Here is a 12,983-nt window from a genome sequence, read left to right on the forward strand (position 1 = left end):
CAGGGGAGGCGGACGGAGCGGGGGGTCACGCGGCTCGGCTCACTTCTGCTTCGGCTTCCAGCTCTCGACGTTCCACCAGGGGCCGGAGCCGAGGCCGTGGTCGTGGGGTTCGACCTGGGTGGCGGGCCCGTCCCACTTGTCGTTCACGACGTACAGGTGGTCGATGTGGGTGAGGAAGACGTAGCCCGGGTCCTTGACGAGCTCGCGCTGCACGGTGTCGTACGCGGCCTTGCGCGCGGCCGGGTCGCCGCTGCGGCGCCCGTCGACGAGGGCGGCGTCCACGGCCGGGTTGGCGTACCAGGCCATGTTGTTGAAGCCGTCGCCGCCGAGTGAGGAGGTGAGCAGCTGGTACTGGTCGAAGTCGGGGTCGGCCGGGGAGCCGCCGCCCGCGAGGACGGCCTCGGTCTTCATCCGCGGCTCGATGACCTCCCAGGTCCCGGCTTCGGTCTTGACCTCGATGCCGGCCTTCTTGGCGTCGGAGGCGAAGGCCAGCGCGTGGTCCTGGCGGATCTTGTCGCCGGAGGTGTACCAGAGCGGGAAGGAGGCGCGGACCCCGTCCTTGGTGCGGACGCCGTCCTCGCCGGCCTTCCAGCCGGCCTCGTCGAGGATCTTCTTCGCCTGCTCGAGGTCGTGGGCGCGCTCGGTGCCGGCGGTGAACCAGGGGCTGTCGGTCGGGACGGGCCCGTAGGCGGCCTTGCCCGCGCCGTCCAGGAGCTTGTCGACCATGGCCTTGCGGTCCACGGCGATGTCCAGCGCCCGGCGGACCGCGGGGTCGCCGGTGACCTCGTGGTGCGTCGGCAGGGTCACGTTGCGGTAGTCGAAGGTCTTGGCCGCGAACGTCTTGCGCGCCTTGTCCTGCGCGAAGCCCTTGGCGAGGTTCGGCGGGAGGATCGCGCCGTCCAGCTCGCCGGAGCGCAGCCGGGTGGCGCGGACGTCGTCGTCCTTGACGACGGCCATGGTGAACTTCTTCACCGCCGGCTCGCCGCCCCAGTAGCCGGGGTTGGCCTTGAAGCTGAGCTTCTCGCCCTTGGACCAGGCCGTGAGCACGTACGGCCCGGTACCGACGGGGTGGGTGGTGAACTCGCCGCTGTTGACGTCCTGGCCGCCCGCGATGTGCTCGGGGGCGATCGGCAGCACGGTCCGCTCGGCGAACGGCGCGTAGGGGTACTTCAGGGTGAAGACCACCGTGTCCTCGCCGCGCGCCTCGACGCCCGCGATGGCGTCGAGCTCGGTCTTCGACGCGTTGTTCGTCTTCGCGTCGAGGATCGTGCGGTAGGTGAAGACGACGTCCTTGGCGGAGAAGGGCGCCCCGTCGCTGAACTTCACGCCCTGGCGCAGCTTGTAGGTGTAGGTGAGGCCGTCCGCGGAGACCTCCGGCAGGGCCTCGGCGAGCGCCGGCTTCAGCTTCATGTCCGCGTCGTGCGTGAGCAGGCCGTCGAAGATCTTGGAGTTGCCGTCCTTGCCGTAGCCGAGCAGCGGGCTGAGGCTCTCCGGCTCGGTCGCGATGCCGACGACGGCGGAGTCCGCGCCTCCGGCCCCGCCCGCGGCGCCCCCTCCGGGGTTCGAACAGGCCGCCAGGCCCGTGATGAGTGCGGCGGCCAGCGTCGCCGTGGCCATTCCCCGTACGGTGCGGGCCGTCATGCTCTGCACATCCCTGTTCACGATCATCTTTTATTGCAAAGAGATCGCAATAATGCCAGACAGGAGCAGAAGAATACGAACCGGTCCACACGGGCCGCCGTCGCCGCACGGGTCTTGCCCGGCCCGCATCCCGCGTGCCATATATGTCTAGACCTTTACGCGGAAGCGGAGGAAGGCATCCCGTGCGACGCACCGCCCCCCTGCTCGTGCTCTGCCTGGCCCTCGGCGGCCTGTCCGTGACCGCCGCGTGCTCCGCGCCGCCCGACACCGAGCCGCCGCCCGCCCCCGCCGGACTCACCGCGCAGGCCTCCAGCTCCACCACCGTGCACGTGATGTGGGAGGCGGCCGCGCAGGGCGACGGGGTGAGCGTCTACCAGGTCTTCGAGGCGGGCCGCCTGGTCCGCGAACTCCCCGCCGAGAAGACGATGGTGGACATCACCGGCCTCGCCCCGCAGACCGGCTACGCCTTCACGGTCCGCGCGAAGGATGCGGCCGGGAACCTCTCCGGTGCGGGCCCGGAGGTCCGGACGACCACCCCGGCGGCCAAGGCCGAGGACCTCCGGCCGCCCACCGCCCCGGCCACCGCCACCGCCCGGGCCACCGGGCCGCGCGCCGCCTGGGTGTCCTGGTCGGCCGCGACGGACGACACGGGCGTGACGGCGTACGACGTCTACCAGGGCGGGGTCCGGATCCACAGCGCGGGCCCCGGCGAGAGCGGCACCGCGCTGAGCGGCCTCCAGCCGGACACCGTCTACACCTTCACCGTGCGGGCCCGCGACGGCGCGGACAACTCCTCCCCCGACTCCCCCGCGGTGGACGTGACCACCCCGCCCGCCTCCGGCAGCGGACCGGGCACCGCGCCCGACGCGTTCACCGCCACCGCCTCGCCGGGCACCGTCACCCTCGGCTGGACCCCGCCGGACACCGGCCGGGAGACGAGCGAGTACGAGCTGTACGTCAACGGACGTCCCACCACCGTCATCCAGTTCGGCAAAGGTGCGGTCCCCAGCGGCCGGGCGGAACACCGGATCACGGTGACCGAGCCGGCCGGTACGGTGTGGGCCGTCAAGCTGCGCGCCCGGCTGCCCGACGGGAACTGGGGAGCCTTCTCCGCGGAGCGGACCGTCACCCTCGTGGCGTGAGACCGGACAAACGATCCGGCCCGAACGGCACTGCCGTGAAAGAAGATCACGCACAATACATCCGTGTTCGGTGAGTACTCGGTCAACAACAGTCAGGCAGGCTCCACGGGCGGCGGCGCTGAGCCAGACTCGGGCGCCGTGCCGGGAAACCTGCCGCCGGAATCGGCGAGCTTCGTCGGCCGGGAGCCAGAACTGGGCCTCCTCGACCGCCTGCTGGACGAACGAAGACTGATCACCCTCACCGGCGTGGGGGGCGTCGGCAAATCCCGACTCGCCCTGCGGGCCGCCGCGGCGGCCGGCCGGACACGGCGCGACGGCGTGTGGTGGGTGGAGCTCTCACCGCTGCGCGACCCGGCACTGCTCACCGCGACCGTCGCCCACGCCGTCGGCCTCGCCGACCACTCCCCGCGCCCCCTCGACGAGGAGCTGTGCGCGTGGATGGCCGACAAGGAGATCCTCCTCGTCCTCGACACCTGTGAGCACCTGGTCGCCAACTGCCGCCACCTGGTGGGCGAACTCCTCCAGTCCGCGCCCGGCCTGACGGTCCTGACCACCTCCCGGGAGCCCCTCGGCTCCCCCGGCGAGGAGGTCGTCGAGGTCCGGCCGCTGCCCTGCGCGGGGCCCGACAGCGACGCCCTCGCCCTCTTCCGCGCCCGCGCCGTCGCCGCGACCCCGCGGGCCGCGGCCGCCTTCGAGGACCCCGCCCGGACCGCGATCGCGGCCGAGCTGTGCCGCCGCCTCGACGGGATCCCGCTCGCCCTGGAACTGGCCGGCGCCCGGATGCGGCTGTGGACGCTGGAGCAGATGGCCGAGCGGATCGGCCGGCGCTTCGACGTGCTCGCCGACGGCCGCGCCGCGCTCGCGCCCCGGCACCGGACGATGCGGACCGCGATCGGCTGGAGCCACGAGCTGTGCGAGCCGCTGGAGCGGCTGCTGTGGGCCCGGCTGTCGGTCTTCACCGGGGACTTCGACATCGCCGCGGCCCGCGCCGTGTGCGCGGGCGGCCCGCTGCCCGCGTCCCGGGTGGAGCGGGTCCTGGCGGGCCTGGTCGCCAAGTCGGTGGTCCGCCGCAGCGAGGAGCGGGGCGCCGGGGCCCGCTACCGGATGCTGGACACGATCCGCGAGTACGGGCAGGACTGGCTCGGCGAGCTCGGCGAGGTGCGGATCGTCGCCGACCGGCACGCCCACTGGTACGCGGCGCTCTCCCAGGCCGCCGACCGGGGCTGGCTGGGCCCGGGCCAGGTGGACTGGTACCGCAGGATGACCGCCGAGCACGCGCAGCTGCGCACGGCCCTGGAGCACCTGCTCGGCTCCGACCCGGTGGCGGCCCTGGAGATGGCCGGGGCGCTGTGGTTCTACTGGTTCGCGTGCGGGCACGTGCACGAGGGCCGGGCCTTCCTGGAGCGGGCCCTGGGCGCCACGCTGCCCGCCGGAGCCGCCTACAACCAGGCCCAGTGGGCCCTCGGGCTGACCGCCCTGCTCCAGGGCGACCTGGAGTCCGCCCAGCGGATCGGCAGGGAGTGCACGAAGGGCGCGGCCCGTCTCGCGGACCCCGAGCGGGAGCTGCGCGCGGCGTACCTGCACTCCGTGTCTCTGCTGATGCCGGGCGACCCCGTACGGGCCCTCGCGCTGGCCGGTCCGCGGGCGCGGGCGGCCCACGGCGGGCGGACCAGCGGCGCCGGCTGGCTGCTGTGCAAGCTGGCCACCGGCTACGCGCTCTGCGACCTCCGGCGCTTCGACGAGGCGGCCCGGGAGGCGCTGGCCCTGCGGGAGACCTGTGCGGAGCTCGGCGAGCGCTGGCTGCGGGCGTACGCCGACTACATCCTGGCCGTGGCCGCGCTGGGCCTCGGCGACCACGGGGAGGCGGCCCGGCACGTGCGGGCCATGCTGTCGGGCAAACGGCTGCTCGGCGACCGCTTCGGGATCGCGCTGGGGCTGGACGTACTGGCCGCGGCGGTGGCCGGGCTCGGCGACGGCGAGCTGGCGGCGCGGCTGCTGGGCACCGGGCACGCCTGGTGGCGCACGGTGGGCCGGCCGCAGATGGGCGGCTCGCCCTCACTGACGGCGCTGCGGGACCAGGGTGAGCGCCAGGCCAGGGCGGCGATCGGGGACGCCGCCTACGAGACGGCGTTCCGGGGCGGCGCGGCGGCGCCCACCGGCTGATCGAGGGCCGGTGGGCGGCCGGTGGACGGCTGCGGTCGGTGCTCCCGTCAGTACGGGAGGGTTCTGCCCGACGGTGTGCGCAGGTCCAGGTCTCGGGGGGCGGGCTTGGGGACGGGCTTGCGGATCAGCTGCTGGCGCATGCTGCCTCCTCGCTCAGACCAGGGCCGGGCGGCGGGGTTCCACCGTCTGGCCGTCGGGGAGCAGTTCACCGGTGTCGTCGAAGATCATGACGCCGTTGCAAAGCAGGTTCCATCCCTGTTCCGGGTGGGAAGCCACGGTGCGGGCGGCGTCGCGGTCGGCGCTGTCGGCGGGCGGGCAGGGGGGCTGGTGGGAGCACATGGCGCACCTCCTCGCAGAGTGGGGCGGGAGGGCCGGTGGTCACCCGGTCGAATCCGCGATCCACGGTGGCGGTGAGTATTACCGATCGCCACCCCTGGACGGAACCCATATTCGCGGTCCAGTTCAGGGTGTGTATGCCCGATTACCATGCGCTCATGCCCGGTATCCGGATCGTTCACCGCACGCCCCTCGAACCCGCCGGGGCGTGGTCGCGGCTGACGGACTGGGAACGGCACGGGGAACGGGTCCCCCTCACCCGGACGATCATCGAGACGGCGCCGCCGACCGGGGTCGGAACGCTCTTCACGGCGCGCACCGGGGTGGGCAGGATCACATTCGACGACCCCATGGAGGTGGTCGTCTGGCGGCCTCCCGCGGAGGGTACGGACGGGTTCGTCCGATTGGTGAAGCGCGGACGGGCGGTGACGGGCTGGGCGGAGATCGAGATCCGCCCCCGGCCGGCCGGGGGCAGCGAGATCCACTGGCGGGAGGAACTGCGCCTGCGCGGCCTCCCCCGCGCCCTGGATCCCGCGGTCGCGCTGGCCGGGCGGCTGCTCTTCTCCCGTGTGCTGCGCGGGCTGTTGCGCCGTTAGCGATCCTCTAGGGTTCCTCCGTCACCGACCGGTGACGGACGCGAGAACCGAGGGGGATCTCCGTGGCCACCCCGCCACCGCCGTACCCGCACCAGCCGGCGGGCCCGTATCCGGGGCACGCCCCGCAGACTCCGCAGGCCCCGTACGCGCCGCAGGCCCCGTACGCCCCGCAGGCCCCGTACGTCCCGGCCGCCGCGCAGGCCCCGTACGTCCCGGCCGGCGCGCAGGCCCCGTACGCCCTCACGCCCGAGCAGGGCGCGTACGGCTGCCGCGTCTGCGGGTCGCTGCCCGTGGCGGACACGACGGTGTACGGCCACCAGGGCCTGGTCGTGCTGATGCGGTTCCAGAGCCGCAAGGGTCCGTTCTGCCGCGACTGCGGGGTCGCCACCGTCCGCGAGATGTCGGCGCGGACCCTGTGGCAGGGCTGGTGGAGCCCGCTGTCGCTGATCATCGCCCCGATCACCCTGCTGGTGAACCTCGGCCCGTGGGGCAAGCTGTGCCGGCTCGGCCCGCCGACGGGCGGGGTCATGGCCCCGCTGAACCCCGGCAGGTCCCTGTGGCTGCGGCCGCCCGCGCTGGCCGTCCTCGTACCGCTGCTCCTCGCGGTCCTCGCCGTCCCGACCCTGATCCTCGTCGCCGCGCTGAACGGGGACGACAAGGAGCCGGTCCTCCAGGTGGGGCAGTGCGTGCGCAACGAGGGCGACTGGAAGAACGAGGCCCTGGTGGTCACGGACTGCAAGGCGGGCTTCGCCCAGTACGAGGTCACCGGGCACCTGGACCACACGGGTGCGCGCTGCGCCGACGGCGAGTACATCACCCACCTCAGGGACCGCCCCGACGGCCCGGCGTCCTCCTGCCTGCGGCCGCTGCCCGTGCGCTAGGACGCACGCCGCCGGGCACCCCGCGAGGGGATGCCCGGCGGCGTGCGGGGGCGAGCGGCTGCGCCTAGCGGATCGGCATGTCCGAGATGGTGCGGGCGATCACCAGCCGCTGGATCTCGCTGGTCCCCTCGAAGATCGTGTAGATGGCGCTGTCCCGGTGCATGCGCTCCACCGGGTACTCGCGGGTGAAGCCGTTGCCGCCGAGGATCTGGACCGCCTGCGCGGTCACCTTCTTGGCGACCTCGCTCGCGAAGAGCTTCGACATGGAGCCCTCCGCGGACGTGAACGGGCGGCCCGCGACGGCCATCCACGAGGCCCGCCACACGAGCAGCCGGGCCGCGTCGATCTGCGTGCGCATGTCGGCGAGCTGGAAGGCCACGCCCTGGTTGTCGATGATCGGGCGGCCGAACTGGGTCCGGGTCTTCGCGTAGTCCAGCGCCACCTCGTACGCGGCGCGCGCCGTGCCCACGGCCATCGCGCCGACCGCCGGCCGGGAGGCCTCGAAGGTGGCCATGGCCGCGTTCTTCACGCGCTCGCCCCCGCCGCTGCGGGCGCGCTCGTGGGCCCGCGCGAGCCGCTCGTCGAGCTTCTCCTTGCCGCCGAGCAGGCAGGAGCCGGGGATCCGTACGTCCTCCAGCACCACCTCGGCGGTGTGCGAGGCGCGGATGCCGTGCTTCTTGAACTTCTGGCCCTGGGACAGGCCGGGGGTGTTCGGCGGGACGATGAAGGAGGCGTGCCCCTTGGTCCCCAGCTCGGGGTCGACGACCGCGACCACGATGTGCACGTTGGCGATGCCGCCGTTGGTCGCCCAGGTCTTGGTGCCGTTCAGCACCCACTCGTCCTTGGCCTGGTCGTAGACGGCCCGGGTGCGCATGGAGCCGACGTCGGAGCCCGCGTCCGGCTCGGAGGAGCAGAAGGCGGCGACCTTCACGTCGTCCGGGGTGCCGTACATCTGCGGGATCCAGGTGCCGATCTGCTCCTCGGTGCCGTTGGCGACGACGCCGATGGCCGCGAGCCCGGTGCCGACGATCGACAGGGCGATGCCCGCGTCACCCCAGAACAGCTCTTCCATGGCCATCGGGATGCCGAGCCCCGTAGGGTCGAAGAACTGCTGGGCGTAGAAGTCCAGCGAGTAGATGCCGACCTTGGCGGCCTCCTGGATGACGGGCCAGGGAGTCTCTTCGCGCTCGTCCCATTCCGCGGCCGCGGGGCGGATCACGTCGGCGGCGAAGCCGTGGATCCAGTCCCGCACCTGCTTCTGGTCGTCGTTGAGCTCCATGGTGAACTCCGCCATGTCCCCTCCACCTGTCCTGTGCTCGTCCCTGGTGTGTTACTAGCGGTAACCCACACGTGGGCACAGTCTGTTACCGGTCAGTAAGCAGTGTCAAGCGCGGGCGGTGCGCTGCGGCCCCGACCACCGCCGATTCGATCGCGAGGGTGTGCGGGGTGTTACGTTGCGTGGGCGTCACGCACATCGCAAGGGCGGGGAGAGAAAGACATCATGGAGACCACGCAGCAGGCAGGCGAGCCGGGAGCGGGCGAGCGCCGTCGCCGGGAGCTGCTCGAAGCCGCCGACCGGGTGGTGCTCAGGGACGGCCCCAAGGCCTCCATGAACGCCATCGCGGCCGAGGCCGGCATCACCAAGCCGATCCTCTACCGGCACTTCGGCGACAAGGCGGGCCTCTACCAGGCCCTCGCCGTCCGGCACACCGACGCACTCCTCGACTCGCTGCGGGCCGCGCTCGACGCCCCGGCCGAGCGCCGCCGCCGGGTGGAGGCCACGCTCGACACCTACCTCGCCGCCATCGAGGCCCGCCCGCAGGTCTACCGCTTCCTGATGCACCCGGCGGAGGACTCCCAGAGCACCGAGCGCGGCTTCGACGTGGGCCTGCACTCGGCCCCGCTGCTGCGCCGCCTCGGCGAGGAGCTGGCGAAGGTGATCGGCGAGCGGGTGGACCTCGGCCCGGGCAGCGAACGCCTCGCCCGCGTCTGGGGCCACGGCATCGTCGGCATGATGCACGCCGCGGGCGACTGGTGGCTCGGCGAACGCCCCTGCGCCCGCGCGGAGCTGGTCACGGGCCTCACCGACCTCCTCTGGGGCCGCCTCTCCACAGCCGGCAACCGCACCGACGGCCCGGGCTTCTGACCAACCCGACCCCGGCGGAGCCAAACCCAGCCCCTCCGGCGTTTGAGGAGCGGGGTCTGGGGCGGAGCCCCAGGAAACCCGGCGGCAGCCGAGCAGGGTGTGGCTAGCCCTGCGAGGACCAGGGGGCCTTGCGGATGGCCCGCCGCAGGCGACGGGCTCGGAGGCCCGTCACGCGGTCCGCGTACACCGCACCGGCAAGGTGATCGCACTCGTGCTGCAGGCACCGCGCGAAGAACCCGCTCCCGGAGATCCGCACGGCCGCGCCGTCCGAGGTGACCCCCTCCACCACGGCATGGTCGAAGCGGGCCGTCCCCGCCTCCAGCCCCGGCAGCGACAGACAGCCCTCGGGCCCGAGGAACTCGTCCCCGTCGGCCGTGACCAGCCGCGGGTTGACGACGTGTCCGACATGGCGGACGTCCTCGTCGTCGGGGCAGTCGTAGACGAAGACCCGCTGCCCGACCCCGATCTGGTTCGCGGCGAGGCCGACGCCCTGCGCCGCGTACATCGTCGCGAACATGTCCTCGATGAGCCGGTCGAGTTCCGGTCCGAACTCGGTGACCTCCGCGCAAGCGGAATGGAGCACCGGATCGCCCAGCAGGCTCATGGTGCGGACGATGCCGGTGGTACCGGGGATGGGGCGCTGTCGCATGGCCGTAAGGGTACGACGGGCGAATATATGAGGAGATCTGCCGCGGTGCGGGGGCGCCGCGGTCAAGGCCCCGGCCGCTACTGGATAGGCTGGGGCCGACCGACGCAAGGAGGACAAGGGACGATGGCAGGCAACACGGAGCCGCTTTCGCCGCGGGCCAAGCTGGCCGTGACGGCGGGCAAGGCCGCGGCGGCGGTGTCGCGGGCCGCGGGACGCGGAAGCGGATCGGTGATCGGCGGCAAGGTCGCACTCAGGCTCGACCCCGATCTCCTCGGCGCGCTGGCGCAGCATCTCGACGTCGTCCTCGTCTCCGCGACGAACGGCAAGACCACGACGACCCGGCTGATCGCGGAGGCCCTGCGGGCCAGCGGTCCGGTCGTCTCCAACGCCCTCGGCGCGAACATGCCGGCCGGCATCACCTCCGCCCTGGCCGGCGGCTCGGACGCCAAGTACGGCGTCATCGAGGTCGACGAGAAGTACCTGGCCGGGGTGGCCCGGGACGTCACCCCCAAGGTGATCGCCCTGCTGAACCTCTCCCGCGACCAGCTGGACCGCGCCGCCGAGACCCGCATGCTCGCGGAGAAGTGGCGCGAGGGCCTGTCCGGCTCCAAGGCGGTCATCGTCGCGAACTGCGACGACCCGCTGATCGTCTGGTCCGCCTCCTCCTCCCAGAACGTGGTGTGGGTCGCGGCCGGCCAGGAGTGGAAGGACGACGCCTGGTCGTGCCCCTCCTGCGGCGGTGTCATGCAGCGCCCGGGCGACGACTGGTTCTGCGGCGAGTGCGGCTTCCGCCGCCCCACGCCGAGCTGGGTGCTCTCCGGCGACCACGTCCTGGACCCGCACGGCAGTGCCTGGCCCATCCACCTCCAGCTGCCGGGCCGCGCCAACAAGGCCAACGCCGCCACCTCGGCCGCCGTCGCCGCCGTCTTCGGCGTCCCGCCGCAGGTCGCGCTGGAGCGGATGTACCAGGTGCAGGCCGTCGCCGGCCGCTACGACGTCGTGCACTTCCAGGGCCGTGAGCTGCGGCTGCTGCTCGCGAAGAACCCGGCGGGCTGGCTCGAAACGTTTTCGCTGATCGATCCGCCGCCCACCCCGGTGATCCTCTCGGTGAACGCGCGCGGCGCCGACGGCACCGACACCTCCTGGCTGTGGGACGTGGACTACCCGCGCCTGGCCGGCCACCCGATCTTCGTGATCGGCGACCGCAAGCTGGACCTCGCGGTCCGCCTCGAGGTCGCGGGCCTGGACTTCCGGGTGTGCGAGACGCTCGACGAGGCCGTGCAGCTGGCGCCGCCCGGTCAGATCGAGCTGATCGCCAACTACACCGCCTTCCAGGACGTGCGCCGCCGCGTCGGCAACTAGCCGCCTCAGAACCGCAGAGGACAAGAGCATGAGCGACAACAGCCTGCGTCTGGTGTGGGTCTACCCCGACCTGCTCAGCACGTACGGAGACCAGGGCAACGCCCTCGTGGTGGAGCGCCGGGCGCGCCAGCGCGGCCTGGACGTGCAGCGCGTGGACGTGCGCAGCGACCAGCCGATCCCCACCTCGGGCGACATCTACCTGATCGGCGGCGGCGAGGACCGGCCGCAGCGCCTGGCCGCCGAGCGCCTGGTGCGCGACGGCGGTCTGGAGCGGGCCGTCTCGAACGGGGCGATCGTCTTCTCCGTCTGCGCCGGGTACCAGATCCTCGGCAAGGAGTTCGTCAACGACCAGGGCCAGCGCCAGGAGGGCCTCGGCCTGCTCGACGTGGTGACCGTCCGCGGTGAGGGCGAGCGGTGCGTCGGCGACGTCCTCGGCGACATCGACCCGCGCCTCGGCCTGCCGCAGCTGACGGGCTTCGAGAACCACCAGGGCGTCACGCACCTCGGTCCGACGGCCCGGCCCTTCGCCCGCGTGAGCATGGGCCGCGGCAACGGCACCGGCGACGGCACCGAAGGCGCGTACAACGACACGGTGTTCGGCACGTACATGCACGGTCCCGTGATGGCCCGCAACCCGCAGATCGCGGACCTGCTGCTCAAGCTGGCCCTCGACGTGAACGCGCTGCCGGCCATAGACGACCGGTGGTACGAGGCGCTGCGCGCGGAGCGCATCGCGGCGGCGACGCAGCCCGCGTAGCGCCCCTCGGACCGCTCATCGGGGCGGCCCCGCCATCATGTGTTCGGCCCGGTTTTCCCTAGGGGGAACCGGGCCGACGTCGTTTCGTACGACGTGTACGACCAGCATGTGGAGGATGGTTCAGTCCACCGCTCGACCGCTTGTAGGGTGGCCGTAGTTCCAACCGGACGACGTGGTCCGGTCGTCGGCCCACGTTGCAAAGGTCTCTTCCTGCCATGCGCATTGGTGTGCTCACCTCCGGTGGCGACTGCCCCGGCCTGAATGCCGTCATCCGCTCCGTCGTGCACCGCGCGGTCGTCGACCACGGCGACGAGGTGATCGGCTTCCTCGACGGCTGGAAGGGCCTGCTGGAGGCGGACTACCGCAAGCTCGACCTCGACGCCGTCGCCGGCATCCTCGCCCGCGGCGGCACCATCCTCGGCTCCTCCCGGGTCCAGCCCGCGCACCTGCGCGACGGCGTGGAGCGCGCCCGCGGCCACGTCGCGGACCTCGGCCTCGACGCGATCATCCCGATCGGCGGCGAGGGCACCCTGAAGGCCGCGAACCTGCTCTCGCAGGCGGGCCTGCCGATCGTCGGCGTTCCCAAGACCATCGACAACGACATCGCGTCCACCGACGTCACCTTCGGCTTCGACACCGCAGTCGGCGTCGCCACCGAGGCGCTGGACCGGCTGAAGACCACCGCCGAGTCCCACCAGCGCGTGATGGTCGTCGAGGTCATGGGCCGGCACACCGGCTGGATCGCCCTGCACTCGGGCATGGCGGCCGGCGCGCACGCGATCGTCGTACCGGAACGCCCCTTCGACATCGACGAGCTGACGGCGATCGTCGGCGAACGGTTCTCGGCGGGCAAGCGGTTCGCGATCGTCGTGGTCGCCGAGGGCGCCAAGCCGCGGCCCGGCTCGATGGACCTGGAGGAGGGCGGCGTCGACATCTACGGCCACGAGCGGTTCGCCGGCATCGGCAACCGGCTCGCGGTGGAGCTGGAGCACCGCCTGGGCAAGGAGGCCCGGCCGGTGATCCTGGGCCACGTCCAGCGCGGCGGCACGCCCACCGCCTACGACCGGGTCCTGGCGACCCGCTTCGGCTGGCACGCCGTGGAGGCCGCCCACCGCGGCGAGTTCGGCATGCTGACCGCGCTGCGCGGCACGGAGATCGAGATGGTCCCGCTCGCCGAGGCGACCTCGACCCTCAAGACGGTCCCCGCCGAGCGCTACGACGAGGCCCAGACGGTTCTGTAACCGTATGCCCGATACGGCCGCCCCCGCGCGCAGGAGCGTACGGGGGCGGCACTACTGTGGCTGTCTCTG

12 protein-coding genes are annotated in these 12,983 nt (G+C 72.7%); 8 read left to right on the forward strand and 4 right to left on the reverse strand.

Translation table 11 applies throughout. From position 1 onward, the window contains the following. Nucleotides 1–39: 39 nt before the first annotated feature. Nucleotides 40–1,641 (reverse strand): ABC transporter substrate-binding protein, encoded by a 1,602-nt coding sequence (locus ACFWP3_RS35505; protein ID WP_384229509.1) that lies wholly within the window; start codon nt 1,639–1,641, stop codon nt 40–42. Nucleotides 1,642–1,823: 182 nt separating this feature from the next. Here ACFWP3_RS35505 and ACFWP3_RS35510 point away from each other — a divergent pair, with 182 nt between their 5' ends. Both ACFWP3_RS35510 and ACFWP3_RS35515 read left to right on the forward strand, forming a co-directional pair. Further along, nucleotides 1,824–2,783 (forward strand): fibronectin type III domain-containing protein, encoded by a 960-nt coding sequence (locus ACFWP3_RS35510; protein ID WP_384229511.1) that lies wholly within the window; start codon nt 1,824–1,826, stop codon nt 2,781–2,783. A 63-nt stretch (nt 2,784–2,846) separates the two neighbouring features. After that, nucleotides 2,847–4,946 carry an ATP-binding protein gene (locus ACFWP3_RS35515; RefSeq protein ID WP_384229513.1) on the forward strand — a complete coding sequence of 700 codons (2,100 nt, stop codon included), beginning with the start codon at nt 2,847–2,849 and terminating at the stop codon, nt 4,944–4,946. 153 nt (nt 4,947–5,099) lie between these two features. Here the strand turns inward: ACFWP3_RS35515 and ACFWP3_RS35520 are convergent, their stop codons facing one another. Continuing rightward, the gene (locus ACFWP3_RS35520) at nt 5,100–5,285 is read right to left on the reverse strand and encodes a DUF5999 family protein (RefSeq protein ID WP_384229516.1); all 186 of its coding nucleotides are present in this window, start codon (nt 5,283–5,285) and stop codon (nt 5,100–5,102) included. A gap of 155 nt (nt 5,286–5,440) precedes the next feature. Between ACFWP3_RS35520 and ACFWP3_RS35525 the strand changes: the two genes are divergently transcribed. Both ACFWP3_RS35525 and ACFWP3_RS35530 read left to right on the forward strand, forming a co-directional pair. Further along, the gene (locus ACFWP3_RS35525) at nt 5,441–5,878 is read left to right on the forward strand and encodes an SRPBCC family protein (RefSeq protein ID WP_384229518.1); all 438 of its coding nucleotides are present in this window, start codon (nt 5,441–5,443) and stop codon (nt 5,876–5,878) included. Nucleotides 5,879–5,940: 62 nt separating this feature from the next. Beyond that, on the forward strand, nt 5,941–6,759 hold the full coding sequence (locus tag ACFWP3_RS35530) for a hypothetical protein (protein ID WP_384229519.1): 819 nt from the start codon (nt 5,941–5,943) through the stop codon (nt 6,757–6,759). Between the two features lie 64 nt (nt 6,760–6,823). On the opposite strand, the gene ACFWP3_RS35535 is transcribed toward ACFWP3_RS35530, so the two are convergent. Next, nucleotides 6,824–8,053, reverse strand: coding sequence for an acyl-CoA dehydrogenase family protein (locus ACFWP3_RS35535; RefSeq protein WP_384229521.1), 1,230 nt, complete (start codon nt 8,051–8,053; stop codon nt 6,824–6,826). 207 nt (nt 8,054–8,260) lie between these two features. Here ACFWP3_RS35535 and ACFWP3_RS35540 point away from each other — a divergent pair, with 207 nt between their 5' ends. After that, complete coding sequence (locus tag ACFWP3_RS35540) at nt 8,261–8,905, forward strand: TetR family transcriptional regulator (RefSeq protein WP_384229523.1); 645 nt, start codon at nt 8,261–8,263, stop codon at nt 8,903–8,905. Between the two features lie 103 nt (nt 8,906–9,008). Here the strand turns inward: ACFWP3_RS35540 and def are convergent, their stop codons facing one another. Beyond that, on the reverse strand, nt 9,009–9,554 hold the full coding sequence (gene def, locus ACFWP3_RS35545; RefSeq protein WP_384229525.1) for a peptide deformylase: 546 nt from the start codon (nt 9,552–9,554) through the stop codon (nt 9,009–9,011). Nucleotides 9,555–9,677: 123 nt separating this feature from the next. Here def and ACFWP3_RS35550 point away from each other — a divergent pair, with 123 nt between their 5' ends. The 3 genes from ACFWP3_RS35550 to ACFWP3_RS35560 all read left to right on the forward strand — a co-directional run bounded on the left by ACFWP3_RS35550 (nt 9,678) and on the right by ACFWP3_RS35560 (nt 12,914). Beyond that, nucleotides 9,678–10,916: a MurT ligase domain-containing protein gene (locus tag ACFWP3_RS35550; protein ID WP_384229528.1), complete on the forward strand. Its 1,239-nt coding sequence runs from the start codon at nt 9,678–9,680 to the stop codon at nt 10,914–10,916. 28 nt (nt 10,917–10,944) lie between these two features. After that, nucleotides 10,945–11,673 carry a type 1 glutamine amidotransferase gene (locus ACFWP3_RS35555; RefSeq protein ID WP_384229530.1) on the forward strand — a complete coding sequence of 243 codons (729 nt, stop codon included), beginning with the start codon at nt 10,945–10,947 and terminating at the stop codon, nt 11,671–11,673. 215 nt (nt 11,674–11,888) lie between these two features. After that, a complete protein-coding gene (locus ACFWP3_RS35560) occupies nt 11,889–12,914 on the forward strand; it encodes a 6-phosphofructokinase (protein ID WP_384229532.1) in 1,026 nt (341 codons plus the stop codon). Nucleotides 12,915–12,983: the final 69 nt, after the last annotated feature.

Source organism: Streptomyces sp. NPDC058525, from assembly GCF_042719495.1.
Lineage (GTDB): Bacteria > Actinomycetota > Actinomycetes > Streptomycetales > Streptomycetaceae > Streptomyces.

Coding starts and splice junctions, on each gene's coding strand:
- ACFWP3_RS35505 (WP_384229509.1), bottom strand. CDS start 1,641: ATGACGGCCCGCACCGTACGGGGAATGGCCACGGCGACGCTGGCCGCC.
- ACFWP3_RS35540 (WP_384229523.1), top strand. CDS start 8,261: ATGGAGACCACGCAGCAGGCAGGCGAGCCGGGAGCGGGCGAGCGCCGT.
- ACFWP3_RS35550 (WP_384229528.1), top strand. CDS start 9,678: ATGGCAGGCAACACGGAGCCGCTTTCGCCGCGGGCCAAGCTGGCCGTG.
- ACFWP3_RS35525 (WP_384229518.1), top strand. CDS start 5,441: ATGCCCGGTATCCGGATCGTTCACCGCACGCCCCTCGAACCCGCCGGG.
- ACFWP3_RS35520 (WP_384229516.1), bottom strand. CDS start 5,285: ATGTGCTCCCACCAGCCCCCCTGCCCGCCCGCCGACAGCGCCGACCGC.
- ACFWP3_RS35555 (WP_384229530.1), top strand. CDS start 10,945: ATGAGCGACAACAGCCTGCGTCTGGTGTGGGTCTACCCCGACCTGCTC.
- ACFWP3_RS35560 (WP_384229532.1), top strand. CDS start 11,889: ATGCGCATTGGTGTGCTCACCTCCGGTGGCGACTGCCCCGGCCTGAAT.
- ACFWP3_RS35535 (WP_384229521.1), bottom strand. CDS start 8,053: ATGGCGGAGTTCACCATGGAGCTCAACGACGACCAGAAGCAGGTGCGG.
- def (WP_384229525.1), bottom strand. CDS start 9,554: ATGCGACAGCGCCCCATCCCCGGTACCACCGGCATCGTCCGCACCATG.